This is a genomic window from Mesorhizobium sp. AR07 (assembly GCF_024746815.1).
Taxonomy (GTDB): Bacteria; Pseudomonadota; Alphaproteobacteria; order Rhizobiales; family Rhizobiaceae; genus Mesorhizobium.
Map to the genome: position 1 here is coordinate 4,129,175 of NZ_CP080525.1, position 25,371 is coordinate 4,154,545.

At 64.1% G+C, this 25,371-nt stretch carries 29 protein-coding genes; 12 read left to right on the forward strand and 17 right to left on the reverse strand.

Annotated elements, in window-relative coordinates; genetic code table 11:
- Positions 1-10: 10 nt before the first annotated feature.
- The 5 genes from BPNPMPFG_RS21005 to hemC all read right to left on the reverse strand — a co-directional run bounded on the left by BPNPMPFG_RS21005 (position 11) and on the right by hemC (position 5,378).
- Complete coding sequence (locus BPNPMPFG_RS21005; RefSeq protein ID WP_258590589.1) at positions 11-490, reverse strand: tellurite resistance TerB family protein; 480 nt, start codon at positions 488-490, stop codon at positions 11-13.
- 36 nt (positions 491-526) lie between these two features.
- Complete coding sequence (locus tag BPNPMPFG_RS21010) at positions 527-2,128, reverse strand: heme biosynthesis protein HemY (RefSeq protein ID WP_258590590.1); 1,602 nt, start codon at positions 2,126-2,128, stop codon at positions 527-529.
- A gap of 10 nt (positions 2,129-2,138) precedes the next feature.
- Entirely contained in the window at positions 2,139-3,602 is a 1,464-nt protein-coding gene (locus BPNPMPFG_RS21015; protein WP_258590591.1) for a COG4223 family protein, read from the reverse strand.
- 110 nt (positions 3,603-3,712) lie between these two features.
- Positions 3,713-4,450, reverse strand: coding sequence for a uroporphyrinogen-III synthase (locus BPNPMPFG_RS21020; RefSeq protein ID WP_258590592.1), 738 nt, complete (start codon positions 4,448-4,450; stop codon positions 3,713-3,715).
- 1 nt (position 4,451) lies between these two features.
- On the reverse strand, positions 4,452-5,378 hold the full coding sequence (gene hemC / locus BPNPMPFG_RS21025) for a hydroxymethylbilane synthase (protein ID WP_258590593.1): 927 nt from the start codon (positions 5,376-5,378) through the stop codon (positions 4,452-4,454).
- 100 nt (positions 5,379-5,478) lie between these two features.
- On the opposite strand from hemC, the gene tsaD reads away from it, so the two are divergent.
- Genes tsaD through BPNPMPFG_RS21055 form a run of 6 tightly spaced genes read left to right on the forward strand, consistent with a single transcriptional unit; the run spans position 5,479 to position 9,518 of the window.
- Complete coding sequence (tsaD, locus tag BPNPMPFG_RS21030) at positions 5,479-6,564, forward strand: tRNA (adenosine(37)-N6)-threonylcarbamoyltransferase complex transferase subunit TsaD (RefSeq protein WP_258596841.1); 1,086 nt, start codon at positions 5,479-5,481, stop codon at positions 6,562-6,564.
- The gene (locus BPNPMPFG_RS21035; RefSeq protein ID WP_258590594.1) at positions 6,561-7,592 is read left to right on the forward strand and encodes an NAD(P)H-dependent glycerol-3-phosphate dehydrogenase; all 1,032 of its coding nucleotides are present in this window, start codon (positions 6,561-6,563) and stop codon (positions 7,590-7,592) included. Before tsaD ends, BPNPMPFG_RS21035 begins: the two co-directional genes overlap by 4 nt.
- Before the next feature lie 37 nt (positions 7,593-7,629).
- Positions 7,630-7,926 (forward strand): YciI-like protein, encoded by a 297-nt coding sequence (locus BPNPMPFG_RS21040; RefSeq protein ID WP_258590595.1) that lies wholly within the window; start codon positions 7,630-7,632, stop codon positions 7,924-7,926.
- Positions 7,927-7,968: 42 nt separating this feature from the next.
- Entirely contained in the window at positions 7,969-8,394 is a 426-nt protein-coding gene (locus BPNPMPFG_RS21045; RefSeq protein ID WP_112621800.1) for an EVE domain-containing protein, read from the forward strand.
- Positions 8,391-9,047, forward strand: coding sequence for a class I SAM-dependent methyltransferase (locus tag BPNPMPFG_RS21050; protein WP_258590596.1), 657 nt, complete (start codon positions 8,391-8,393; stop codon positions 9,045-9,047). Before BPNPMPFG_RS21045 ends, BPNPMPFG_RS21050 begins: the two co-directional genes overlap by 4 nt.
- Before the next feature lie 51 nt (positions 9,048-9,098).
- Positions 9,099-9,518 carry a DUF1761 domain-containing protein gene (locus tag BPNPMPFG_RS21055; protein ID WP_258590597.1) on the forward strand — a complete coding sequence of 140 codons (420 nt, stop codon included), beginning with the start codon at positions 9,099-9,101 and terminating at the stop codon, positions 9,516-9,518.
- Between the two features lie 137 nt (positions 9,519-9,655).
- On the opposite strand, the gene gcvA is transcribed toward BPNPMPFG_RS21055, so the two are convergent.
- Positions 9,656-10,606: a transcriptional regulator GcvA gene (gene gcvA, locus BPNPMPFG_RS21060; RefSeq protein ID WP_258590598.1), complete on the reverse strand. Its 951-nt coding sequence runs from the start codon at positions 10,604-10,606 to the stop codon at positions 9,656-9,658.
- Positions 10,607-10,757: 151 nt separating this feature from the next.
- Here gcvA and BPNPMPFG_RS21065 point away from each other — a divergent pair, with 151 nt between their 5' ends.
- A complete protein-coding gene (locus BPNPMPFG_RS21065; RefSeq protein WP_258590599.1) occupies positions 10,758-11,009 on the forward strand; it encodes a hypothetical protein in 252 nt (83 codons plus the stop codon).
- Between the two features lie 109 nt (positions 11,010-11,118).
- On the opposite strand, the gene BPNPMPFG_RS21070 is transcribed toward BPNPMPFG_RS21065, so the two are convergent.
- Complete coding sequence (locus BPNPMPFG_RS21070) at positions 11,119-11,634, reverse strand: L,D-transpeptidase family protein (RefSeq protein ID WP_258590600.1); 516 nt, start codon at positions 11,632-11,634, stop codon at positions 11,119-11,121.
- 165 nt (positions 11,635-11,799) lie between these two features.
- Here BPNPMPFG_RS21070 and BPNPMPFG_RS21075 point away from each other — a divergent pair, with 165 nt between their 5' ends.
- The 3 genes from BPNPMPFG_RS21075 (at position 11,800) to BPNPMPFG_RS21085 (ending at position 13,665) form a co-directional block, all read left to right on the forward strand.
- A complete protein-coding gene (locus BPNPMPFG_RS21075) occupies positions 11,800-12,483 on the forward strand; it encodes a response regulator transcription factor (protein ID WP_027145512.1) in 684 nt (227 codons plus the stop codon).
- Between the two features lie 118 nt (positions 12,484-12,601).
- Positions 12,602-13,057, forward strand: coding sequence for a Crp/Fnr family transcriptional regulator (locus BPNPMPFG_RS21080; RefSeq protein WP_258590601.1), 456 nt, complete (start codon positions 12,602-12,604; stop codon positions 13,055-13,057).
- 164 nt (positions 13,058-13,221) lie between these two features.
- A complete protein-coding gene (locus tag BPNPMPFG_RS21085) occupies positions 13,222-13,665 on the forward strand; it encodes a GNAT family N-acetyltransferase (protein ID WP_258590602.1) in 444 nt (147 codons plus the stop codon).
- 5 nt (positions 13,666-13,670) lie between these two features.
- Here the strand turns inward: BPNPMPFG_RS21085 and BPNPMPFG_RS21090 are convergent, their stop codons facing one another.
- The 3 genes from BPNPMPFG_RS21090 to BPNPMPFG_RS21100 all read right to left on the reverse strand — a co-directional run bounded on the left by BPNPMPFG_RS21090 (position 13,671) and on the right by BPNPMPFG_RS21100 (position 18,165).
- Positions 13,671-14,477: an exodeoxyribonuclease III gene (locus tag BPNPMPFG_RS21090; RefSeq protein WP_258590603.1), complete on the reverse strand. Its 807-nt coding sequence runs from the start codon at positions 14,475-14,477 to the stop codon at positions 13,671-13,673.
- A 171-nt stretch (positions 14,478-14,648) separates the two neighbouring features.
- Positions 14,649-15,335 carry an outer membrane lipoprotein carrier protein LolA gene (locus BPNPMPFG_RS21095; RefSeq protein ID WP_258596842.1) on the reverse strand — a complete coding sequence of 229 codons (687 nt, stop codon included), beginning with the start codon at positions 15,333-15,335 and terminating at the stop codon, positions 14,649-14,651.
- Positions 15,336-15,489: 154 nt separating this feature from the next.
- The gene (locus tag BPNPMPFG_RS21100; protein ID WP_258590604.1) at positions 15,490-18,165 is read right to left on the reverse strand and encodes a DNA translocase FtsK; all 2,676 of its coding nucleotides are present in this window, start codon (positions 18,163-18,165) and stop codon (positions 15,490-15,492) included.
- 273 nt (positions 18,166-18,438) lie between these two features.
- Between BPNPMPFG_RS21100 and BPNPMPFG_RS21105 the strand changes: the two genes are divergently transcribed.
- Positions 18,439-18,810: a hypothetical protein gene (locus BPNPMPFG_RS21105; RefSeq protein WP_258590605.1), complete on the forward strand. Its 372-nt coding sequence runs from the start codon at positions 18,439-18,441 to the stop codon at positions 18,808-18,810.
- Between the two features lie 151 nt (positions 18,811-18,961).
- Here BPNPMPFG_RS21105 and BPNPMPFG_RS21110 read toward each other — a convergent pair whose 3' ends face one another.
- From BPNPMPFG_RS21110 to tesB, 4 genes are all read right to left on the reverse strand, one after another.
- Positions 18,962-19,240, reverse strand: coding sequence for a hypothetical protein (locus BPNPMPFG_RS21110; RefSeq protein WP_258596844.1), 279 nt, complete (start codon positions 19,238-19,240; stop codon positions 18,962-18,964).
- Between the two features lie 332 nt (positions 19,241-19,572).
- A complete protein-coding gene (locus BPNPMPFG_RS21115) occupies positions 19,573-20,928 on the reverse strand; it encodes an ammonium transporter (protein WP_413776793.1) in 1,356 nt (451 codons plus the stop codon).
- A 31-nt stretch (positions 20,929-20,959) separates the two neighbouring features.
- A complete protein-coding gene (locus tag BPNPMPFG_RS21120; RefSeq protein WP_013528889.1) occupies positions 20,960-21,298 on the reverse strand; it encodes a P-II family nitrogen regulator in 339 nt (112 codons plus the stop codon).
- A 217-nt stretch (positions 21,299-21,515) separates the two neighbouring features.
- Complete coding sequence (tesB, locus tag BPNPMPFG_RS21125; protein ID WP_258590606.1) at positions 21,516-22,391, reverse strand: acyl-CoA thioesterase II; 876 nt, start codon at positions 22,389-22,391, stop codon at positions 21,516-21,518.
- A gap of 100 nt (positions 22,392-22,491) precedes the next feature.
- Here tesB and BPNPMPFG_RS21130 point away from each other — a divergent pair, with 100 nt between their 5' ends.
- On the forward strand, positions 22,492-23,751 hold the full coding sequence (locus BPNPMPFG_RS21130; protein ID WP_258590607.1) for a ubiquinone biosynthesis hydroxylase: 1,260 nt from the start codon (positions 22,492-22,494) through the stop codon (positions 23,749-23,751).
- 289 nt (positions 23,752-24,040) lie between these two features.
- On the opposite strand, the gene BPNPMPFG_RS21135 is transcribed toward BPNPMPFG_RS21130, so the two are convergent.
- From BPNPMPFG_RS21135 to BPNPMPFG_RS21145, 3 genes are all read right to left on the reverse strand, one after another.
- Positions 24,041-24,568 carry a hypothetical protein gene (locus BPNPMPFG_RS21135; protein ID WP_258590608.1) on the reverse strand — a complete coding sequence of 176 codons (528 nt, stop codon included), beginning with the start codon at positions 24,566-24,568 and terminating at the stop codon, positions 24,041-24,043.
- Between the two features lie 140 nt (positions 24,569-24,708).
- The gene (locus BPNPMPFG_RS21140; protein ID WP_258590609.1) at positions 24,709-25,065 is read right to left on the reverse strand and encodes a YciI family protein; all 357 of its coding nucleotides are present in this window, start codon (positions 25,063-25,065) and stop codon (positions 24,709-24,711) included.
- A complete protein-coding gene (locus BPNPMPFG_RS21145; protein ID WP_258590610.1) occupies positions 25,062-25,292 on the reverse strand; it encodes a hypothetical protein in 231 nt (76 codons plus the stop codon). The genes BPNPMPFG_RS21140 and BPNPMPFG_RS21145 overlap by 4 nt, the downstream gene beginning before the upstream one ends.
- Positions 25,293-25,371 lie beyond the last annotated feature (79 nt).

Consider the following 25,371-nt stretch of genomic DNA (forward strand, 5'->3'; position numbering starts at 1 on the left):
GAAATCCCGTCTATTCGTCGCTCGATGTCCCGGTCGCGCCGGGTGCTTGCGCCGCCGCCTTGCGGCGCGCCTCGACGCGGTCGCGGCGTTCGACGCCGATCAGTTCGGCGACGCGCCAGACCGTGTTGTCCTCCAACTCGTGCAACTCGCCATCGGCATAGACGATCTCCCACATCAAGCCGATGAAAGCTTTGCGCGCATCGGCATCGAGGTGACGCTTGAGCACACTGGTGAAGGCATAGAGATCGATCGCTTCGTTATCGGCCCGCTCGCCGGCGGCGGCGAGCGCTTCGAGTTCGGCGCCGCTGATCGAATAGCTCTCGGCCAGCACCGCCTTGAACCGCTCCCACTCGACGTCCTGGCGCACACCATCGGCATTCATGACGTGATAGAGCAGCGCCGAAGCCGCAACGCGCGGATCGTCGGTGCCGGCATGCGTGCCGGCACCGGCCGGCAAATCCCTGAGAAATGACAGAACGCGTTCAAACATAAGTCCATTCCCCAACGGCCTGACGGCCGGCCCAATTCAAAACAGCCTAAACCGACGCCGCGACTTTTCCGCTTCCTCGTCCGGGTCGACGCCGGGATCGTCCGGCAGCCGCGCAAGCTCCTCGGCCGGCTCGACGGCCTCGGCATCGGTCGGCACCGTGGCGAAGGCGGCCGCCGTGATCGGCCTGACATGATCTTCTTCGCGGCTTTCAGCTTGCTTGCCCGCCGACGTCTCGCCACCGGCGTCATCGATTACCTCGACCGGCCTTTCGCCGGCCGGCTTTGCCAGCGCTTCGATGGCCGGCACGGAGGCGGCTGGTGCATCGTCATGGCTGTCGATCAGATGGCCGAGCCGCTCCATCGGTGCGCGCCATTCGAAGGCGTCGAGCCGGCCGGTGACCGGCGATGCCGGCGCCCAGCGCTCGGAAACGACGCCATCGGCGACCCAGGCCGGATCGCGCGGCGCCCGCAGCGCCCTCGACAGCAGCTGCCGCACCTTGCCCTGGTCGCCGGTTTCGGCCTCCTCGATGTCGGCCAGGAGCAGATAAGCACCCTCGCGGCGGTCCATCCGGATCGCGGCTTCGGCCTCGCGGCGGGCGGTCGAAAAATCCTGCGCGTCGAGTGCGGCGCGCGCCACCGTCATCGACGACTCGGCGTGGTTCTTCTTCATCTCCTGCAGCTTCTTCGCCCGGTTGAGGCGGTCGAGCACGGCATCGCCCGGCCGTGCATGGGTATAGAGTTCTGATATCTCCGGATGCGGCTCGGCCTTCCACGCCGCCTCGAGAATTTTCGAGCCCTTGCGCACATCGTTCTGCTTGAACAGCGCGGCGGCTGCGGCAACGGCGGCGGGGGCGAAGTCCGGCCGCAGCCGGTTGGCCTCGATCGCCGCGGTTCTGGCCGCGGTGGGATCGCTGTCGGCAAGCGCCTGTGCCTTGGCCGTCAGCAGCACGGCGCGGCGGCGGTTGGCGGCATCGCGCTCGATCTGCCGTGTCGACTTCTGCGCGTCGACCAGTTTCAAGGCACCGTCCCAGTCGCCGCGCGCGGTGAGTTCTTCCAAGGTCGATTCGGCCGCCCAGGCCAGTTGCGGCGCCATCACGGCGGCACGGCCGGCATAGTGCCGCGCGGCGTTGCGGTCGCCGAGCCGTTCGGCTTCGAGATAAAGCCCGCGCAGGCCGAGCAGCCGCATTTCGGGATCGTCGAGCATGCTTTCGAACTTCTGCCGCGCGCCTTCATGATCGCCTTCGAGCAGCGATGCCTGCGCCTCGAGCAGATGGATCAGCGGCTCCTGGTCGGAGCGGATCAGCTTGGCGGCTTCCTTGGTCTTCTTGCGGGCCAGCGCGCCGTCACCGGCGCCGGCCGCGATCATGCCGGTCGACAGCGCCTGATAGCCGCGGTCGCGGCGGCGCACGCGGAAATAGCGCGAGATGGTGTAGGGGCTGGTCCACAGCGACTTGACCAGCCACCACAGGATCATCACCCCGGCAACGACGGCAACCACCGCCACCGCCGCGACCATCAGGCTGACCTGGTATTGGTAGCCGTTGAAGGTGGCGACCATGTCGCCCGGCCGGTCGGCCAGCCAGGCAAAGCCGAGCCCGAGCGCGAAAACGACGATGAGGAAGGCTAGCAGGCGGATCATGGTGTTGCCCTCATGCCTTCATCGCGCCGGAGATCAGCGCGTCGACCTGCGTTTCAACCTCGATGCGCGCCTTCAATTTGCCGGCAAAGTCGGCACCGGCGGCCTTCGCGGCTTCGGGCAATTTTTCATACTCGCTGAGCGCCTTGGCATAGTCGCCCTGGTTGACCGCCACCTCCATGCGCGCGACGGTTTCCGGCGCACCGGCACCTTCGACGGCGCCGATCGGCCGGACCTTGACCAGCGATTCGGCGCTCGACAAAAGGTTCTGCAGGAAGCCGGCATTCTGATCGACAGGCGTTGCGGCGGCGACCATGGCACTGGCGGCGGCATCGGCTTGCGATGCGATCTCGGCATGAGTGGGCACGCCTTTCTCGGCATAGGGGCGCAGCGTTGCAAGCTGCGGCGCGTCCGGCGCAATCGCGGCAAAGGTTTCGAGTTCGGCCGAGAACGGCGTGCCACGGTCGAGTGCTGCCTTCAGCGCCGACGCGGCGATGGCCAGCGCGATCTTCGGCTGTCCTGCCGCAGCCTCGACCTTGCCGGAAAGCTGCGACACCGACTGCTCGAGTGCGGTGAGCCGGCCATCCTGCGCCGTCGTCGCCTCGCCGGCGGATTTCACCAGCGCATCGAGACCAGCCAGCTTTTCGTTGAGCGGGCCGAGATCGACCGGCGCCGCACCGCCGGCCTTGCCAAGGGCGGCGACCGCCGTTTCGATCTGCTTGACCTTGTCGCCCAGCGTGGCCACCCCGGCAGCGTCACCGGCGCCGCCATGCTCGACCGCCGATTTCAGAGCCGCGACATCGCTCTTGACCTGATCCAGCGCGGACGACAGGCCGTTGACCTTGGCAGACGTGTCGCCATTGCCGCCGGTGTCCTTGAGGCCGGCCATTTCGCTCTTCAGCGCGGCGATCTGGCTGTTGACGCCGTCGAGCGAGGCGACGGAACCCGGCGCGCCGAGCAGGCCGGCAAATTGCAGCCCGCCGGCGCCGACGAGTGCAATGACACCACCGATGATGCCAGCGGCGATGCCGTTGATGCCGCCGCGCTTCGGCTGCACTGCCATGGTTTCACTCCTTGCCTCGGCATTGCTCGCCGCCTGTTTGGTCTCGCTGGTTTTGGCGGATGCATCTTCAAAGCTGTAGTCAAAAGCCTTGGCGCGATTGGGCGGCTCATCCGAGCCAGCCGGATAGGGCAGCTCCGGTTCGGTGGTCTTGGCCCCGGCATCTGTCGGTGCCTCCGGCTCGGCCGGTCCTGCGGCGTCGGCATGCTCCCAGGGTTCGAGATCGGTCTGGTCGGCATGCACCGGCTCTTCGGGGACCTCGGCTTGGGAGGCGGCCTCCACTGGGGCTGCTTCGGCGCCGGCCTGGGGCTTGGCCGCGTCCTCGTCGACGATGCGCGAGACGGCGCCGGGCTCGAGATCGATGGTCACCGGCTCGCGGCGGCTTTTCGAGTGTCGCATCTTCGGCGTCTTGACCATACCTGGGCTCCGCACAATTCGCTTCGTCTCAACGCCTGGCGGCGCATGATGGTTCAGAAAGGGTCTAGCACATCACCAAGCGGTGAAAAGGGGCGGTGTGATGACGCGGGTCAGCTCACGCTCCGCAAAAGCGCCAGCAGCGCGTCCTCGTCGGGCCGCGCGGCAATGTGGATTCTTTCGCTGGCGGTATCGCCGAAGGCGGTGGCGATGCGCGCCGAAAGAGCGAAAAACCTTGTTTTTTCAAAGAATTCTTGCAGAGCAGGCCGGCTGGCCAGTATCTGCACCGCGACGGCGGCCTTGGCCGAATAGAGCAGCACCACATCGGCGGGTTGGCTAGACAGACGCTCAAGGATGGCCTCGTCCGAATAGTCCACCGCCAGCGTGTCATATGTCTCGATGGCGCGGACCCGAACGCCCGCCATCTTCAGCTCTTGTTCGAGTGCCGGAAACCGCAGGCGCCCGCAGAGATAGACGATGGTCTTCCCCGAGAAATCACCAGCAAGACCGTCGGCAAGCGCTTCGGCATTGCCTTGGCCTTCGCTGACCGACAGAAACCCCGCTTTGCGCGCGGCTTCCGCCGTCCTTGTTCCCACGGCATGGCAAGGCAAGGCCGCGATCGATGCGATGAGCGCCTTGGAAGCATGGCGCACGGCATTGGCGCTGGTGACGGCAACGGCGATGGCATCGCCTAGAACGAGCCCGGCATCGTCAGGAACGAGCCCGGCATCGACCGGCAGCGCCACGGTTTCGGTCAAGGGCAGAAGGATCGGCTGAAAACCGACCTCCCGCAGCCGGTGCGCCGTGCGCGAGGCGCCCGGTTCAGGTCTCGTCACCAGGACGCGACGCATTTCAGAGCCAGCCGTCGAAGAACTTTTCGCCGGCCTTGGCCCGCACTGTCCGGGCGGCTTCCTGGCCGATGCGGGCGGCGTCCTGCGCCGGCCCTTGCAGCTCGACCGCGTGCGACTGCGTGCCGTCAGGCGAGATGATCAGCCCGGCAAAGGAGAGCTCTCCGGCCTCGATCGAGGCATAACCGGCGATCGGCGTGCGGCAGGAACCGTCAAGCGCCGCCAGGAAGGCGCGCTCGCAGGCCAATGCCTGTCCGGTCGGCAGATCATGGATGGCCACCAGCATCTTTTCGACATCGCCATCGCCGATGCGGCTTTCGATGCAGATCGCGCCTTGTCCCGGTGCCGGCGGGAAGATGTCGAGCGGCATCAGGTCGGTGACGACATGCTCGAGTCCCAGCCGTTTCAGCCCGGCATAGGCTAGAATGGTGCCGGCGGCGACCCCTTCCTCGAGCTTGCGCAGGCGTGTCTGCACGTTGCCGCGGAACATCACCACGTCGAGATCCGGCCGCATCCTGCGGATCAGCGCCTGCCGCCGCAGCGACGATGAGCCGACCTTCGCCCCGCGCGGCAGCTCGGCGATCGTCTTCGCCGCTTTGCCGACAAAGGCATCGCGCGCGTCCTCGCGCGGCAGGAAGGCGCTGAGTTCCAGACCGTCTGGCAGTTGTGTCGGCATGTCCTTCGACGAATGCACGGCGATGTCGATCCGGCCCGCCAGCAGCGCCTCCTCGATCTCCTTGGTGAACAGCCCCTTGCCGCCGGCTTCCGACAGCGACCGGTCCTGGATGCGGTCGCCGCTGGTCGAGATGGCGACGATCTCGAATGCCTCCGCCGGCATGCCGTGCGCCGCGATCAGCCGCGCCTGCGTTTCCTGCGCCTGTGCCAGCGCCAGCGGGCTGCCGCGCGTTCCGATTCTCAAGATTGTTTGCATGGCATGCAGTCCGTGATAACCCCCGGCCAGCGAGGTTTTCCGGGCTTTGTCCTAAAGCGGAAAGCCCGGACATACAATCTATTGGGACAGCGACGAATTGATCCGCGTTCTGGGCATTGAGACGAGTTGTGACGAGACCGCGGCAAGCGTCGTGGCGCTGGACGGCGATGCTGCGCCGAAAATCCTGTCCAACATCGTGCTCAGCCAGATCGAGGAGCATGCCGCCTTCGGCGGCGTCGTGCCGGAGATCGCCGCGCGCGCCCATGTCGAAGCGCTGGACGGCATCATTGAGGCAGCGCTTGCTGATTCGGGCACGGCACTTGCCGATATCGATGCCATTGCCGCCACCGCCGGCCCCGGCCTGGTCGGCGGGCTGATTGTCGGGCTGATGACCGCCAAGGCCATCGCCGCAGCAGCGAACAAGCCATTGATCGCCATCAACCACCTCGAAGGCCATGCCTTGACTGCACGATTGACCGACGGGCTCGATTTTCCCTATCTGCTGCTGCTGGTCTCCGGCGGTCATACGCAGATCCTCGCCGTGCGCGGCGTCGGCGACTATCAGCGCTGGGCAACCACCATAGACGACGCGCTCGGCGAAGCCTTCGACAAGACGGCCAAGATGCTCGCGCTGCCCTATCCCGGTGGACCGAATGTCGAGAAGGCGGCACAGGCTGGTGATGCAGCACGCTTTGCCTTTCCGCGTCCGATGAAGGGCTCGGCACAGCCCGACTTTTCCTTCTCCGGTTTGAAGACGGCCGTGCGCCAGGCGGCGACCGCCATTGCTCCGTTGAGCGACCAGGATGTCGCCGATATCTGCGCCTCGTTCCAGGCGGCGGTCGCCGATGCGCTGGCCGACCGTGTCGCGCGCGCGCTACGCCGGTTCCGCGAGACGTTTCCCGCCACCAAACACCCGGCGCTGGTCGTTGCCGGCGGCGTCGCCGCCAACCGCACGATCAAGGCGACACTGGAACGGCAGTGCAACGAGGCCGGTTTCACCTTCGTCGCACCGCCGCTGAAACTGTGCACCGACAATGCGGCGATGATCGCCTGGGCCGGCATCGAACGGCTGCGCCAAGGTATGGCGCAGGAAAACGGCTTCGACTTCGTGCCGCGTTCGCGTTGGCCGCTGGACAGCATTTCGACGCCGATGGTCGGCTCCGGTCGGCGCGGAGCCAAGGCATGACTGGTCCAGGCGCGAACAGTCAAGATATGGCCAGGTCGGGCAAAAGCGGCTGGCGTGTCAGCGTGCTGGGCGGCGGCGCCTGGGGCACGGCGCTGGCGCTGGCCATGCTGCGCGCCGGCCACTCGGTGCGGCTGTTCGCGCGCGACCCGGACACCGTCGCCTCGATCGGCCAAGGCGAGAACCCGCGCTATCTGCCCGGCATCGCCATCGCGCCCGGCATCGCGGCGACGAGCGACATCAAGACAGCGCTTACTGGCGCCGATTGCGTGCTGGCGGTGACACCGGCGCAATCGCTGCGGGCAACGCTGGCGGCCGCGAAAGACCATATGCCGGCCGATATCCCGCTCGTTCTCTGCGCCAAGGGCATCGAGCGCGACACTGGCGCCTTGCTGTCGGCGATTGCCGAGGAGATCCTGCCGCGAAATCCGGTCGCCGCTCTGTCCGGCCCGAGCTTCGCCACCGATGTCGCCAGGGGCCTGCCGACGGCCGTGGTGGTCGCCGCCCGCGATGCGGCTCTGGCCGCGGACCTCGCCGCCCGCTTTTCGGCGGAGAATCTGCGCTGCTATTCGAGCGACGACCTCATCGGCGTCGAGATCGGCGGCGCCCTGAAGAACGTCTTCGCCATCGCCGCCGGTGCGGTCACCGGCGCCGGGCTCGGTGCCAGCGCCCAGGCCGCCATGGTGACGCGCGGCTTCGTCGAATTGCGGCGCATCGGTGCCGCTTTCGACGCCCGGCCCGAGACGCTGATGGGACTTTCCGGCCTCGGTGACCTGCTGCTCACCTGCTCGTCGGCCCAGTCGCGCAACTTCGCCTATGGGCTGGCGCTCGGGCAAGGCAAACCGCTTGCCGGACTGCCACTGGCCGAAGGCGTGCCGACGGCGGCGATCGCCGCCCGCATCGCCATCGAGCGCAACATCGACGCACCGATCATCGCTGCGGTCGCCGCCATACTGGACGGCACCATCACCATCCGGCAGGCTGTGACGGCGTTGATGACCCGGCCACTAAAGACCGAAACCAACGATTGATCCCCAAGACAGTGATTCCAAGACCAGGAGAAAGACCATGCTGTTTGCTTTGATTTGCAAGGACAAGCCCGCAAGCCTGCAGGTGCGCCTCGACACCCGGCCCGTGCATGTTGCCTTTCTCGAAGGGCTGAACGCCGAGAAGAAATTGGCTTTTGCCGGTCCATTCCTCGATGCCGAAGGCAAGCCCAACGGCAGCCTCGTGGTCGTCGAGGCGCCGGATCTGGCCGGTGCACAGGCCTTGTCCGCCGCCGACCCGTACGCCAAGGCCGGGCTGTTCGAAAGCGTCGAAATCCGCCAGTGGAACTGGACGTTCAACAAGCCGGCGGCTAGTTAATCCCGGTCGCTGGCGGATGACCCGCAAGGAGGAGCAAAAGAAATGAACTACTGGCTGTTCAAATCCGAACCCTCGGTCTTCTCCTTCGAGGCACTGAAGGCCAAGGGCAAGGCCGGCACGCAATGGGACGGCGTGCGCAACTATGCCGCGCGCAACAACATGAAGGCGATGCAGATCGGCGATCTCGGCTTCTTCTACCATTCCAATGAGGGGCTGAACGTGGTCGGCATCGCCGAGGTCTGCGCGCTGGCCCATCCCGACAGCACGACCGACGATCCGCGCTGGGAATGCGTCGACATCCGCGCCTTCAAGGACGTGCCGAACCCGCCGACATTGGAACAGGTCAAGGCCAATCCGAAGCTTGCCGAGATGGCGCTGGTGCGGCTCGGGCGGCTTTCCGTGCAGCCGGTGACGCCGGCCGAGTGGAAGGAAGTCTGCCGCATGGGCGGCTTGACACCGGCTCCGTGACGGCGCTCACGCCCGACAGCGCGAAGCAATTCATCCTCGACAACACGGCGCTGATGGCGGCGCCGCACGTGCCGGAAATCCTGCTTCATCTTGCCGATGAAGCGCATGATTTGTGGCAGCGGACCGAGGACGAACTGGTCGAGATCGGCCTGCCGCCGCCCTTCTGGGCCTTCGCCTGGGCCGGCGGCCAGGGCCTGGCTCGCCATATCATCGACAATCCGGCCATGGTGCGGGGCAAGCGCGTGCTCGATTTTGCTTCCGGCTCCGGCCTTGTCGCCATTGCCGCCGCCAAGGCCGGTGCTGCCAAGGTGATCGCAACCGACATCGATCCGTTCTGTGCGACCGCGATCCGCCTCAATGCGCAAGCCAACGCTGTCGGGATCGACTTTCTCGGCACGGATTGCATCGGCACCGATGCGGGCTGGGACGTAGTCCTGGCCGGCGATGTTTTCTACGACAAAACCTTCGCCGACCGGCTGATGCCGTGGTTCGCAACGCTGAAGGCGCGCGGCGGCGAGATCCTCGTCGGCGATCCCGGCCGGTCGTATATGCCGAAGGCAGGGCTGGAGCCGCTTGCGGTCTATGAAGTGGCCGTCACCCGGGCCTTGGAGGATTCGCTGGTCAAGCGCACCACGGTCTGGCGGTTTGCTTGACGCCATCGCCGAACAGGCGTTTCCATAAGATACAAATCGGAGGGGGAACTCATGGATTTTTCAGCAGTGAACTGGCTGGCGGTGATTGCCGCCGCCGTCGTGGCATGGTTGTTCGGCGCCGTCTGGTACATGGGCCTGAGCAAGCCGTGGCTGAAGGCCGCCAAGCTCGATCCGGCCGCGATGAAGAAATCACCGCTGCCCTTCGTAATCAGCTTCATCGCCGAACTGGTCATGGCCTACATCATGGCCCTGGTTGTCGGGGCGATGACCGGCGGCGAGCCGACATTGCTCGCCGGACTTGTCTTCGGCTTCGTGCTTTGGCTGGGGTTCGTCGCCACGACGCTCTCGGCCAACCATCGCTATCAGAATTTCGGCTGGGACCTGACCCTTATCGACGGCGGCCACTGGCTCGGCGTGCTGCTGATCATCGGCGCGGTGATCGGTTGGCTTGGCGCGGCGGCGACGGGCTGAACGCCCCAGTCACGAAAACGATAGACGCCGCCGGCCAGCGGGAGGCTGCCTGAAGGCGCATTCAGGCGACGCGCCTTGAGTCTTTGTTTGATGCATGTCGTTCTCACAAAACCGCGGCCACTTTTGCGCGACATGCATCAAAGCTCATCCCAGCTTCGACGTGTAGGGTCTGGCTGCGGGTTGTGGACTTCGTTCAGGATCCAGTCCTTGAAGGCGATGATCCGGGCGTCGTCAGCGGATCCGACGGGATAGACGACGTGATAGGCGAAGTCGGGCTTTACCTTGATGCCCAGTTCAAACGGTTGCACCAGCCTGCCCTCGGAAAGATCGTGCGCCACCATGAAGAAATCGGCCAGCGCGACGGCATTGCCGTCGAGCGCCGCCTGCACGGCATCCGAGGAATTGACGAAAACGATCGTCCGGCTGTCGTCGAAATCGTCGACCCCGGCCGCCGCCATCCACATGCGCCAGTTCGGCCATATGATGCCGAGGCGGGACCACTCGATATGGGCAAGCGTGTGATGGAACAGGTCGCGCGGTTCCTTCAGCGGCAACCCCCCCCGCAGCAAGGCCGGGCTGCAGACAGGAATGATGACGTTGTCGAACAGCCGGTGGGCGCAAAGGCCCGGATATTTGCCCGCGCCGAAACGGATGCCGACATCGACGTCGTCCAGGTCGAAGTCGCGCAATTCATAGGTAATGTCGAAGCGCAGGTCGATGCCTGGCTGATGCTTGCGAAAGTCATCGACGCGCCGCATCAGCCATTTTGTCGCGAACTGTGCATCCAGCGTCACTTTCAGCAGCGCCGTGCCGCGCGTCATCTTTTGCGCTCGCGAGACGGCCCGGCCAAGCAGGTCGAGCGCATCGATCGAAGCCTCGAACAGCATCGTGCCCGCCGCCGTCAGCCGAATGGTGCGGCTGGTGCGCGTGAACAGCACGATGCCGAGCTGATCCTCGATTTCCTTGATCTGATGGCTGACCGCGGCTGGCGTCAGGCCGAGCTCGTCGGCGGCACGGGTGAAGTTGAGGTGCCGGGCGGCGGCTTCCAGCGTCCTCAGCGCTCGGGTTCCAGGCAGCGGGCGAGCCATCAGAATGAAGCAACCATGACCTTCTGATCCTCAAAGAAAACTTGATGATAGGGAAAGAACTACTCGTTTCCTGCTTGGATTTCAATCGGGCATGATGTGTGTATCGAAACACCATCAAACTGGATTTGATATCCAGTGAACGGATCATGTCATGTCGCACATCGCTCTCAACTCTGTTCATGTCCGGCCAGCCTGGCTGACCGCGACCCTTGACTGGTTGCGTCACGCCAGGGTCGCGATCAATCTTGCGCACCAGAACGTCGAGGACCTTTCGGATCGCCAGTTGCGCGACATCGGCGCCGGGCGCAAGGACATCGCGCGCGCAATGGACCGGGAGATGGGCCGGCTGGGCCTTCTCGACATCGGCTGGCAGCGGCCACGCAGGAAGGGAATAGGGGAGTAAGGGAGTAAGGGAGTAAGGGAGTAAGTCAGTAGGGGAATAGGAAAATTAAGGCTGCGCTGACGCCTCTACCTACACCCCTACACCCCTACTCCCCTACTCCCCTACTCCCCTACCTAACCACCCTCATCACCGTCCTGTCCGACAGCAGCGGCAGCAGCCGCGCCATCGTGCGCGCCGTCACCGCCACGCAGCCTTGGGTCGGCGTGAAGCCGGGACGCGCCAGATGGAAGAAGATGGCGCTGCCGCGCCCGCGCCGGCGGGGCGCCAGATTCCAGTCGAGCACCAGGCAGGCGTCATAGAGCCGGTCGTCGCGCCGCATGCGTTCGTGGCTGGCGCCATAGGGAATCTTGACCGGCCTGTTATAGTTGCGGTCATCAGGCACTTCGCACCAGCCGAGATCAGGCCCGATCGGCGTCATCGCCAAACGGGTCTTGCGGCCGCTGGAGAACTGGTCGCCCCGGAAATACCCCGACAGGATTCGCATCGGGCCAAGCGGCGTCGCGCCGTCGCCTTCGCGCTTGTCGGCCGAGATGCCGCCCCGCCCCAGCGCACACGCAAACACCGTTGGGCCGGCCTGCAGCAGACCCTGGCTTGGGTTGCCGGGCCTGGCCCGCACGGTCAGCACGCGCAGTCCTTTTCGCAAAATTGCGCCGGCTGCATTGCGATCGCGTTTTTTCTTGTATGATCGTGCCACGGAACAAATCACTGTGATCGGCTGTTGTGCCGGTCAGCTTCCGCATAAACAGGCAGCGGTCAACTGAATATTCTTTTCAAAACAACGGATTGATCCATGACTTCACGCACCATTCTGATCGTCGACGACGATGACGACCTGCGCGGCACGCTGGTCGAGCAATTGTCCCTCTACGAGGAATTCGACGTGCTGCAGGAATCGACTGCGGCAAAAGGCGTCACCGCGGCACGCGGCGGCCTCATCGATCTGCTGATCATGGATGTCGGGCTACCCGACATGGATGGCCGCGAAGCGGTGAAGATCCTGCGCAAGGGCGGCTACAAGGCGCCCATCATCATGCTGACCGGCCACGACACCGATTCCGATACGATCCTTGGTCTCGAAGCCGGCGCCAACGATTATGTGACGAAGCCGTTCCGCTTCGCCGTGCTGCTGGCGCGCATCCGTGCGCAACTGCGCCAGCATGAACAGAGCGAGGACGCCACCTTCTCGGTCGGGCCCTACACCTTCAAGCCCAGCCAGAAACTGCTGATCGACCCACGCGGCGGCAAGGTGCGGCTGACGGAGAAGGAGGCCTCGATCATCAAATATCTCTATCGCGCCGACCAGAAGGTGGTGACGCGCGACGTGCTGCTCGAGGAGGTGTGGGGCTACAATTCCGGCGTCACCACGCACACGCTGGAAACCCACGTCTACCGGCTGCGCCAGAAGATCGAGCGCGATCCTTCCAATGCGGAAATTCTTGTGACAGAAAGCGGCGGCTACAAGCTGGTTCCTTAAACTTTTCATTATCCAATGAGCGATCGGGCGGGCCGCTTTCGGGTACGATCCAGTTGGAGGGGGTTTTGGATCGTACCGCAGAGGAGGGATTGGACTGACCGTTCGGGGACACAGCTAGATGGCGCTGGATGACGACATCCGCATCCTGTCCGCCGTGAGGCTCTTCGAGGGCTTCACGCAGGAACAATTGCGCCTGCTCGCCTTCGGCGCCGAAAACACGTTGCTGCTTGCCAACCACAAGCTTTACCGCGAGGACGACGAGGCCGATTGCGCCTATGTCGTGGTCAGCGGGCGCATCGTGCTCTATCGAGAGCAGAGTGGCGAACGTATTCCGATAGGCACGGCCGGCCCCGGCGCGATCCTGAGCGAACTGGCATTGATCGCCGACAGCAACCGGCTGACCAGCGCGTCGGCCGAAATTGATTCGGAAGTGATACGGCTCAGCCGCAAGATGTTCCGCCGCATCCTGGAGGAGTATCCAGACATCGCGGTGAAGCTGCACCAGCGCATTTCCGAGGAATTTCAGGCGATGATCCGGCGTATCGAGGAACTGGCGCCACGCTTCGCCGGCTGACGCATATCGCCCAAGAGGGCGCAGCGGTTTTGGGACAACGACATGCATAAAACAAAGACTAAAGCGCGCCGGTTGAATCCGTTTTCAACGCGACGCGCTTTGGACGAGAGGCGCACATAACCTTTCAGCTTGTTCGCGCGACCGAAGATGACCTGCCGTTCATCATGGAAACTGAGCGGCGCGAAGGCTATGACGCCTTTGTCGGGCGCTGGGATGAGCCAAGTCATCGCGAAGCCTTTTTCGGCGACAGTCATGCCTATTTTGTCGGTGTCGACGGTTCAGGATCGATCGGCTTCGTGATCCTTCGCCAATGGGCATCGGCCGAGCGCGTGACACTGGTCAAGCGTATCGCCGTCGTCACGCCAGGACAGGGCCACGGCAGGATGCTCCTGGCGGCGGCGGTTGATCGGGTTTTCGTCGAAACCGACGCCTATCGGCTCTGCATTGGCCTTTTCCCGGACAATCATCGCGCGCGGCGCGCCTACGAAGCAGTCGGCTTCGCCGCCGAAGGCATTGCACGAGGCAGTGCGTTCTTCAATGGCGCGCATCGCGACGAGCTGGTCATGGCACAACTGCGGCCAGAATGGGAAACCCGCCGATCTGGATAGCCAATCTAATCAAGATCGAACCGCGCGATGACAGGCACATGGTCTGACGGACGCTCCCAGCCGCGCGCCAGGCGCAGGATCTCGTAGCCGGCAAAATCAGGCACCAGATTGGGCGACGACCAGACATGGTCGAGCCGCCGGCCGCGGTCAGATGCTTCCCAGTCCTGTGCGCGATAACTCCACCATGTGTAGAGCTTCTGCTCATGCGGCACGTTGAGCCGCATCAGGTCGATCCAGTTGCCAGCCAGCCGCATCGCCTCGAAGCTTTCGGTCTCGACCGGCGTGTGGCTGACCACCTTGAGCAGTTGCTTGTGCGACCAGACATCGTGCTCGAGCGGCGCGATGTTGAGGTCGCCGACCAGGACGGAGCCGGACACCTCGTCATGCTCAGCCCGGATGGCGTTCATCTCGGCGACGAAATCGAGCTTGTGCTTGAACTTCCTGTTGATTTCAGGATCCGGTTCGTCGCCGCCCGCCGGAACGTAGAAATTGTGCAGCAGGATCGCCTTGCCGCCGGCCCGCACCGTCACCGACAGGTGGCGGCTGTCCTCGATCTCGCAGAAGCGGCGCTTCTCGACCACCTCGATCGGCCGCCGCGCGACCGTCGCGACGCCGTGATAGCCCTTCTGGCCATGGAAGGCGATGTGCTCGTAGCCGAGCTTGCGGAACGCCTTCTCGGGAAACAGCTCGTCGGGAACCTTGGTTTCCTGGAGGCACAGCACGTCAGGCGCATGCTCGACAAGCAGGCGCTCGACGATCGGCATGCGCAGGCGAACCGAGTTGATGTTCCAGGTGGCGATGGAAAAGGGCATTGGCAATCCAGGGCAGCGTGCGGCCAGCCAGAACCGATAGGCCCTGACGGGGAAGACGCCTTTTGACGGAGTCAGTCCGGGAAACTGCCAGCCGCAAGCCGCAAAGACAAGCCACGTCGCGCCCGGCGAGGCGCGACCCAGTGCTTTCCACAACTGTTGAAGCGATTGGTCCTAGCGCGACTTGCCGTTTGTGTTGAGTTCGCGATTCGCAGTGTAGTCGATGGCGAAGGTGTCGGGGGCGAAGCTGACGCCTTCCTTGACGTTGAAGATCATCACCGTCGTGTCCTTGCCCTGTGCGTCGGTGATCGTCCACTGGCGCAGCTCGTAGGATTTGGGATCGAACATCATCGTGATCTTCGAATTGCCGAACACCGATTTGTCGGCGAGCTGGATGGTGGTGAGGTCATCCTCTTGCTTGACGCTTTTGACGCGGTCGCCGGAGAGGTCGATCTTGGTGTCGAGCAGCAGCTTCAGCGGTGTCTTGGACAGCGGATAGAGATCGGACGTGTTGAGTTTCTTGTTCAGGATGACCACCGACTGGCCGTCCGAGATCACCTTGAAATTCGAGGCCCCGTCATAGTTGAAGCGGATCTTGCCCGGCCGTTCGAGGAAGAACTTGCCGCCGGTCTGCTCGCCCTTGGGGCCGAACTGCACGAATTCGCCGCTCATCGATTTGACCGAGGAGAAATGGTCGGCGATCTTCTGTGCGGCCGGCGGTACGGCCGCCTGCGCCGAAGCCAGCAGTTGGAAGCCAGGCATCACGTTGAAGGCTGCCGCGCCTGCTACCACCAGACCAAGGCCGAGCAACCGGCGCCGGGTGGGAGCAAAATCGCTGATCGCTGAAGGATCGTTTTTCATGTCGGTCACTCTCATCTGATTCCTGAGTCGTTCTCGTGCTTGGACCCCCAGTTGGGCTGAAGTTTGGCGGATCGAGCGCCCCTCATTCCCTTCAACGCCTTGAACGGCCCAAGGTTGCCAGCCAGGAGGATGTCACAAGAGCCAGGCCTCCCGCTTAGAACTTGTCCTCTTCGGTCGGTACCAGGATCTCGCGCTTGCCGGCATGGTTGGCCGGTCCGACGATACCTTCCTTCTCCATCTTCTCGATGATCGAGGCGGCGCGGTTGTAGCCGATGCCCAGACGGCGCTGGATATAGCTGGTTGAAGCCTTGCCGTCGCGCAGCACCACGGAAACCGCCTGGTCGTAAGGGTCGTCGGAATCCTCGAAATTGCCGTTGCCGCCACCGCCGCCGGAACCGCCCTTGCCCGAAGGTTCGTCGTCATCGTCGCCGTCATCCTCGGTGATGGCGTCGAGGTATTCCGGCACACCCTGCAGTTTCAGATGCGCGACGATCTTTTCGACCTCTTCATCGGCGACGAACGGACCGTGCACGCGCTGGATACGGCCACCGCCGGCCATGTAGAGCATGTCGCCCATGCCGAGCAGCTGCTCGGCGCCCTGCTCGCCCAGAATGGTGCGGCTGTCGATCTTCGACGTCACCTGGAAGGAGATGCGGGTCGGGAAATTGGCTTTGATGGTGCCGGTGATGACGTCGACCGACGGGCGCTGCGTCGCCATGATGACATGGATGCCGGCGGCGCGCGCCATCTGCGCCAGGCGTTGCACCGCCCCCTCGATATCCTTGCCGGCGACCATCATCAGGTCGGCCATCTCGTCGATGATGACGACGATATAGGGCATCGGCTCGAGATCGAGGTTCTCGGTCTCGTAGATCGCCTCGCCGGTCTGGCGGTCGAAGCCGGTCTGCACGGTGCGCGAGATCTTTTCGCCCTTCTTGTCCGCCTGGCTGACGCGGGCATTGAAACCGTCGATGTTGCGCACGCCGACCTTCGACATCTTGCGGTAGCGGTCCTCCATCTCGCGCACGGTCCATTTCAGCGCCACCACCGCTTTCTTCGGATCGGTGACCACCGGCGTGAGCAGATGCGGGATGCCGTCATAGACCGACAGTTCCAGCATCTTCGGATCGATCATGATCAGCCGGCAATCCTGCGGCGTCAGCCGGTAGAGCAGCGACAGGATCATGGTGTTGATGGCGACCGACTTGCCCGAGCCGGTGGTGCCGGCGACCAGCACGTGCGGCATCTTGGCGATGTCGACGATGACCGCCTCGCCATTGATGGTCTTGCCCAGCGCCAGCGCCAGCTTGGCTTTGGTGGTCTCGAAGTCGCGGCTGGCCAGGATTTCTCGCAGATAGACGGTTTCGCGCTTGGCGTTCGGCAGTTCGATGCCGATGGCGTTGCGGCCGGGCACCACGGCGACGCGGCAGGCGATGGCGCTCATCGAGCGCGCGATGTCGTCGGACAGGCCGATGACCCGCGACGATTTGATACCGGGCGCCGGTTCGAGCTCATAGAGGGTGACGACAGGACCTGGACGGACGGCGATGATCTCGCCCTTGACGCCGAAATCCTCCAGCACGCCCTCGAGCAGCCGGGCATTCTGCTCCAGCGCATCCTTGGACAGGCTGGCGTCGCGCACCACGTTCTTGGGTTCGGAGAGGAAATGCAGCGACGGCATTTCGAACCTTTCCGAGCCGATCAGCGACGTCTGCGCCTCGCGCTGGACGCGGGCGCCAGGTGCCGGACGCGGCGCCGGCGCCTCGACGCGGGTGGCGGCATCGGAGCGGAACTGCTGGACCCTGGCGGTCGGCGCCGCGCGGCGTTGCACGACAGGCTCATCGTCGAGATCGGCATCCTCGCCGCCATTGTCGAATCGATTGTCGAAGACGTCGTCATCGTCCGGATCGACGGAAACGTTGCGGTCGTTGACCATGGCGGCGAAGAACTCAGGCTCGACGCGGGCGCGGCCATCCTGGCTCATCCGCGATTCGGCGAACTCAGCCGATTCGACCCGTTCGGCGGCCCGCCGCCAGGCAGTGGAGCGTTGCTCCACCTCCGGCTCATACTCCTCGCGCTCCTGCCTGCGGCGCACGGCGCGGCGGTGCATCCAGGCGCGCAGCGACAGCCACCAGTGGGTGATGGCGCCAAGCGCCAGGATGCCCTCGTCGCCCTCGTCCTCGTCATTGTCGAACAAAAGCTCGTCCTCGCGCGGATCGGCGGCAGGCTCATCCTCGACGACGGCGAAGCCGTTCTTGCGCCCGATCAGCGCCGAGCCATGCGCGAAAAGCCACAGCGCGGGTGCGGCTAGCACTATGGCGATAATGCTGGCGAACAGCCCGGTCGGATAGCCGCCGACGACAACGCCGGGGATTTTCAGCACCATGTCGCCGAACACGCCACCGAGGCCTGTCGGCAGTGGCCAGGTCTTGGGCGGCACCACGCAGCCGGCCATTGCCGCGGCCAGCAGGGCGAAGCCGAACCAGGACAGCCCGCGCCTGGGCAGCTTGTCGACGCCGCGCGCGGAAAACAGCAGGAAGCCCCAGATCACGGTCGGAACCAGGGCGGCAACGGCGGCGAGGCCGAAGAACTGCATGGCAAGGTCGGAAAACACAGCACCCGCATAGCCCATGGCGTTGGTGACGGTGTTGTTCGTCGCATGCGAGAAGCTCGGATCGGCGACGTTCCAGGTCGCAAGGCCGGCGACGCCGAAGGCGGCCAGCGCGAACAGTCCGGCACCCACCAGCCGCCCGACCTGACGCCGCGCGAACGCCTGGATGCCGTGCCCGGTATCGGCCAGCGCGAGCGGTGCTGAAGCCCCTGAACGCATGCTCTTCCCCGTCTGTCATTGCTTCGTGCGGGTGCGTGGCGCACTCCGGCAGATTCGGGTCTCAGACTATCGGCGGGAAGGTTAAGGGCGCATTAACTATAAGAAGTTGAGACGATCAAACCTCGTTACCGCCGGTTGAGCCGCCAGAGCAATTCCAGGAAAAGTGTGAAGCGGTTTTCCGTCCGGAATTGCGTTAAACTCCAGGCGCCAGAGGACAGCGACCCTTGACCGCGGACGTCACGACACCGCAGAACCACCAACGTGGATAAAGGCATGCAATCTGTTGTCCTTCGTGTGACGGTCCTGGCCTGGGCAGGGCTCAGTCTCCTGCTCGCCCTGCACTGGTTTGTCGAGCTCGGCATGGTGGGCTTCCCGGATGGCTACGTGACGCCCTTTGCCCGGGCGACTGGCCCGCTCCTGCACGTCCTCGCCGCGGCCTGTTTGGCACAAGGCCTGTACTTTCTGTGCAGGGGTCTTTTCGGCAAGGGATTCGGGGTACCGGGTCTTGCCCTGCGGATTCTGATCGCGGCCGTCCTGACGGTGGCGCCTGTGCTGGTTGTCAGGAATTGCCCCCATTCCCAGACGTGCAGCAGGGCCTATGAGGCGCTGACAAACACCATGATGGATGACGGCGCCGGCGGATAGACCTGCCGTCGGAACGATGTGCCCGAGGCGCTTGATCCGAGATGGCAGGCTCCGCGAGCGCCTGCCTGCCAAGTGAAACGATGGCGGGCGCACAGGCCTGCCATCGTTCTGTTTGACAACAAAAATCGGGCCACGGCCCGATCGCGGCAGATCACTTGCTGGCGCCGCCCAGCATCATCACGTTGGCGCAGAATTCGGCGTGCGGCTTGCTCATCGCCGCATCCTGGCATTCCTTTTTCATCGCTTCCTGCTTTTCCATCGGCATGGCCATGAATGCCGTCTTGAATTCCGCCATTGGCTTCATGGTTTTCATGCCGGAATCCGTGAAGAACGGCGCCATGTTGTCGGGTTCATCGAGAGCGCCGGCAAATGCCACGCCGCTGACCATCGAAAGAGCAAGCGCTCCAAGGCAGATAGTCTTGAGGTTCATGAGAAAATTCCTTCCCTGTTGTTTGAACGAGCGCCGGAACGACGATCGTCCCCACAGTTCGGGGCCAGAACGGTCTATGTTTCCTCGAAAATCTTCATCACACGAACGTGATCGCAGGGATACCGGCATTGCTGGAACATTTTGCCAAAAAAAGAGGCCCGGACGTGATCCGGGCCTCAATGCGTGAACTCCTTTCGGGAGCGTCACGACGGGATTTTTTTCGAAGCAATTCCAGGAAAAATGTGCAGCGGTTTTCCGCATGGAATTGCCTGGAAGGGATAGGGGGGCCGGCGGGAGGAGGGTTCCGCCGGCCCCGTTGGCCAAGCTGGGCCTTACGGCACCACTTCGCCATGCTGGGAGATGTCGAGGCCCTCGACCTCTTCCTGGGTCGTCGGACGCAGGCCAACCAGCGCCTTGACGATGTAGAGGATCACGAAGGTGGCGATCGCCGTCCACAGGATGGTGAAGACGATGCCGTAGAGCTGGATGGCGACCGAACCGCCCTTGCCCAGCGCATTGATCGCCGGATCGGCAAGCGCACCAGTCAGCAACGCACCGACCACACCGCCTACGCCATGCACGCCGAAGGCATCGAGCGAGTCGTCATAGCCGAATATGTGCTTCACCTTGACCGCCGAGATGTAGCAGACGACGCCGGCGACGATGCCGATAATGAAGGCGCCGGTCGGGTTGACGAAACCGGAGGCCGGCGTCACCGCGACGAGGCCGGCGACGGCACCCGAGATGATGCCGAGCACGGAGGGCTTCTTGGCGACGATCCATTCGGCGAACATCCAGGCAAGTGCGGCCGCGGCAGTGGCAACCTGAGTGTTCATCATCGCGGCGCCGGCAAGACCATCGGCCGCCAGTTCCGAACCGGCGTTGAAGCCGAACCAGCCGACCCACAGCAGCGAAGCACCGATCACCGAGTAGACCAGGTTGTGCGGCGCCATGTTGGTGGTGCCGTAGCCTTCACGCTTGCCGAGGACCAGCGCGCAGACCAGACCGGCGACACCGGCGTTGATGTGGACGACCGTGCCGCCGGCGAAGTCGAGAACGCCCGCCGTGCCGAGGAAGCCACCACCCCACACCCAGTGCGCGATCGGCGCATAGACGAACAGCAGCCACAGCGCCATGAAGAGGAGCAGCGCCGAGAACTTCATGCGTTCGGCAAAGGCGCCGGCAATCAGCGCGGGCGTGATGATGGCGAAGGTCATCTGGAACATCGAGAAGACGAATTCAGGAATGTTCGAGACCCCCGGCAACCAGAGTGTCGAGACCGTGATGCCGTGGTGGAAGAATTTCGAGACGCCGCCGATATAGGCATTCATGCCGCCGCCGTCGGAAAAGGCCAGCGAATAGCCGAACATGAACCACAGCACCGTCACCAGGCAGGTGATGGCAAAGCTCTGCATGATGGTGGCGAGCACGTTCTTCTTGCGCACCATACCGCCGTAGAACAGCGCCAGACCCGGGATGGTCATCATCAGCACCAGCGCCGTCGAGGTCAGCATCCAGGCGGTGTTGCCTGTGTCGAGCACCGGGGCGGGGGCGGCGGCCGGTGCGGCCGCTGCGGCAGCAGGAGCCGCCTGCTGCGCGAAGGCGGCGACCGTGCCCAATGCTGCGAGAGCGAGCGAGCCCAAAAGGGCGGCGCGTCCCGTCGTCTTCAAGGTGGAAGGAATATTCATTGAACTCTCCATTGGAATACGTGATCGCCGCTCAGAGCGCGTCGGTGTCTGTTTCGCCGGTGCGGATGCGCACCGCCTGATCGATGCCGAAAACGAAGATCTTGCCGTCGCCGATCTGGCCGGTCTTGGCGGCCGCGGTGATGGCCTCGACGGCCTTGTCGACCATGTCGGCACTGACCGCGACTTCGATCTTGATCTTCGGCAGGAAACTGACCGCGTATTCCGCCCCGCGATAGATTTCCGTATGCCCCTTCTGACGCCCGTAGCCTTTGACTTCGGTGACGGTCAGGCCCTGGATGCCGACGGCGGTAAGCGCTTCGCGTACCTCGTCGAGCTTGAACGGCTTGATGATTGCCATCACGATTTTCATAAGGTTTCACCCTTTGCTGTTGCGGTCCCCCGCGTTTGCACGACTTCACCGATCCCAAGGAGCCGGAGAGTGCTCACGAGGATTCAAGCTCCGTGCCAAGTGCGGAAGCAGGGTGTTAACCCACTGTAAACAAAGCGATTGGGGCGCGTTCGGACGCCGCCTGCCCACGAGCGCGGCGGTGCATCTGATTAAAAAACAGGCAATTTTTCCGAAATGCCTATTCCGCAGGCGATCGTTTCAGGCGGATCAGCCCTTCCTGCGCGACCGAGGCGATCAGCGTCCCGTCGCGGGCAAACAGCGACCCGCGCGTAAAGCCGCGCGACCCCTGCGTCGACGGGCTGTCTTGCGTGTAGAGCATCCAGTCGTCGAGTGCATGGCTGCGATGGAACCACATGGCGTGATCGAGGCTCGCCGCCTGGATATCGCGATCGAAAATGGCGCGGCCATGCGCGAAGGTCGAGGTGTCGAGCAGCGTCATGTCGGAGAGATAAGCGAGCACCGCCGCCTGAATGGCGCGATCGGCCGGTACCGGACCGGTCGTGCGGATCCAGATGTTCTGCTTCGGCTCCAGCTTTTCCCGACTGGTGTAGTGCTTCAGCATCACCGGCTTCATCTCGATCGGCCGGTCGCGCTCCCAATAGCGCTTGATGCCTTCGGGCACCGCCTCTGCGAACTTGCCCAGCAATTCGCGCTGCGACAGCAGCGTATCGGGCCCCGGAACGTCCTGCGGCATCGGCACCTGGTGCTCGAGGCCGACCTCATCCTGCTGGAACGAGGCTTCCAGCGAAAAGATCGCCTGGCCATGCTGGATCGCCACAACGCGGCGTGTGGTGAAGGAGCCGCCGTCGCGGATCCGGTCGACCTCGTAGACGATCGGCACCTTGGTGTCGCCGGGCCGCATGAAATAGCCGTGCAGCGAATGCACGTGCCGATCGGGGTCGACGGTTCGCTGTGCTGCCACCAGCGCCTGGGCGATGGTCTGGCCGCCGAAGACGCGCTGCCAGTCGAGCAGGGGGCTGCGACCACGATACAGATTGTGTTCCAGCTTCTCGAGGTCGAGAATGCCGAGAAGCTCGTCCATGGCAGCCGTCATATTTTCGCACCCTTGCCGCGGAAGTGTTAAGGCGGTTTCCGACAGGACGGACAGCCAGTCAAGGGCGCAAGACCCGATCGGCGCGCAAGGAGCAAAGAAGATGCAACGCAAGGCGGACGCGACAACCAGATCCGGGCTCGATGTCCTCGTCGCCGGCGCCGGCTATGTCGGCCTTGCCACGGCCGTCTCGCTGAAGCGGGCGCGCCCTAGCCTTGCCGTTGCGCTGGTCGATGCCGCGCCGGCTGGCGCCTGGCAAAGGGATGGCCGCGCATCGGCCATCGCCGCCGCCGCCTGCCGCATGCTTGACCAGCTCGGCGTGTGGGACGAGATCGCGCCTCAGGCCCAGGCGATCACCGAGATGGTCATCACCGATTCGCGCACCTCCGATCCGGTGCGCCCGGTCTTCCTGACCTTCGACGGTGAGGTGGCGCCGGGCGAACCTTTCGCGCATATGGTGGCCAACCGGGTGCTGAACGGCGCCTTGCGGGCCAGCGCCGAAAAGCTCGGCATCGACATCATCGAAGGCGTCGCGGTGCAGGGTTTCGAGACCAACGGCGCCGGCATCACCGTGCATCTCGGCGACGGCGCGACGCTGAAGGCCCGGCTGTTGGTTGCCGCCGACGGCGTCAACTCGAAGCTGCGCGACATGGCCGGCATCAAGACGGTGAAGTGGGAATACGGCCAGTCCGGCATCGTCTGCACGGTGGCGCATGAACGCCCGCACAATGGCCGGGCGGAGGAGCATTTCCTGCCCGCCGGCCCGTTCGCCACGCTGCCGCTGAAGCCCGGCGACGACGGCACCAACCGCTCGTCGATCGTCTGGGTAGAGCGCACGCCCGATGCCGAGAAGCTGGTGGCCGGCGACGACCTCGTCTTCGAGCACGAACTCGAACAGCGCTTTGGCCTGAAGCTCGGTGAGATCCGCGTCGCTGACAAGCCGCGCGCCTGGCCGCTCGGCCTGACCATCGCGCGCGCCTTCGTCGCGCCGCGCATCGCGCTCGCCGGCGATGCCGCCCACGGCATCCACCCGATCGCCGGCCAGGGCCTCAATCTCGGCTTCAAGGATGTCGCCGCTTTGGCCGAAGTGATCGTCGAGGCCGACCGGCTTGGCCAGGACATCGGCGCACTCGACGTACTCGAACGCTACCAGCAGTGGCGGCGCTTCGACACCGTGCAGATGGGCATCACCACGGATGTGCTGAACCGGCTGTTTTCCAACGACATCGGCCCGCTGCGCGCTGTCCGCGACATTGGCCTCGGCCTCGTCGAACGGATGCCGCGACTGAAGGAATTCTTCATCCGCCAGGCGTCGGGATTGTCCGCCGGCACGCCAAGACTGTTGAAAGGCGAAGCGATCTGAGCGCCTCGCGGCATACCCACTTCGTCATCCTTGGGCGAAGCGACGCGAAGCGGAGCGAAGACCCAAGGATCCACGCCGTTACCTCAGCCGAAGGTGCAGCGGAGCAGAATTCTGCACCGCTGCAAAGCTTTGATGTCGCGGCATGGATCCCGGGGTCTGCGCCGCGTCGCTTCGCTTCGTTGCTACGCCCTGGGATGACGACGCGATGAGCGTTTGCGTCAATCGCCAAGGTATGCGGTCCGGCAACGCGGGCACACCCAACCCGTCAAATCCTCGGTACAGCGCGTACTCAGTTCACTTCGAAGCCGAGCTTCTGCCGCAGCCGCAATATCCTCTGGTCGGATATCTCAAGGCGTTTCTCGCCGCCTTGGGCAGCGCGATTGACCATCTGCAGCAGATCGTTTCGCTCGGCGACATCGAGACGCTCGCGCAGGAACGGCGCCAGCTTGTCGATGACAACAGTCGTGTCGTCGATCTGCGACGCGGCCCATTTGGCGTAGATCACCGCTTCGTCGGTCTTCTTCTTGTCGGCGATCTCGGAGATCACCGCGCGAATGACGGCCTCGCGCCGCGGCAGCACAGGCCCATCCTCGGAGACCAGGGCGGTGATCAGCGTCGCGGCCGCCACCACCGGATCGTCGATCGCCGTCAGCGGCGACAGGGCCGCCTGCTTGCGCAGCTTCTTGCGGCGCACCGAGCCCTGCACCCGACCGATGACATCGGCGACGTCACGCGCGGCCTCGTTCATGGCCTTCATCCGGTACCACCAGAACGCCGCCGCGCCCAACACGCCAAGGATAGCAATCAGGAAAGGCATGCCGAATCCCCCAGATTCCGGCGACGATAGGAGAACTCTTGCATTGCTTCAACACGCAAGAGTTGCGCATGAAATGAACCCAGGACGTTCGCTCGACCGAACGCCCTGGTTTCCAAGTGGCCGCAACGCATGGCGGACGCCTATGACCCCGGTATGTCGTAGATGGCCCGGACCTCGATCGTGCCGAGTTCGGCCAGCGGAATGCCGGCGGCGATGTCCAGCGCCTCTTCGAGATTTTTCGCCTCGATCATGACGAAGCCGAGCAATTGCTCCTTGGTCTCGGCGAAGGGGCCGTCGGTGACCAGCCGCTTGCCCTTGCGCCGCCGTACGGTTTTGGCTGATGTCACCGATTGCAGCGCCTGGGCGACGATCAGCAGGCCTTGCTCCTCCAGGGATCGGTCATAGGCCAGCGAATCGGCGTCGAGCTTGGCCGACCCTGCCGGGGTCAGCGCGTGAAGATCCTTTTCCTCACCATAAACCAGGCAAACATATTTCATTTCCAGCTCCCTTGCTGCGACGAACCATAGGATGCGGCAACGAGAGTGTCAGCGTTGCCCTCGACCGCCGCCGCCGCATGGTCGAGGAGGCATGCCGCGATCCCGATGATGGCAATCGCCACCAGAAGCCGGCCAAAACCGGACGCCGGCGGATGCAGCCAAAACTCTTCTCGTCGTCCGGCCTTGTGGCCTGGGTCCTTCCATAATGCGAAAAGCAGATTGTCCATGTGAACCTCCATCCGGCCACGAATCCCATGGCCACCCGCAGGACGCGTGAGGGAGATCGAAGTCGACATTTTTGCACGC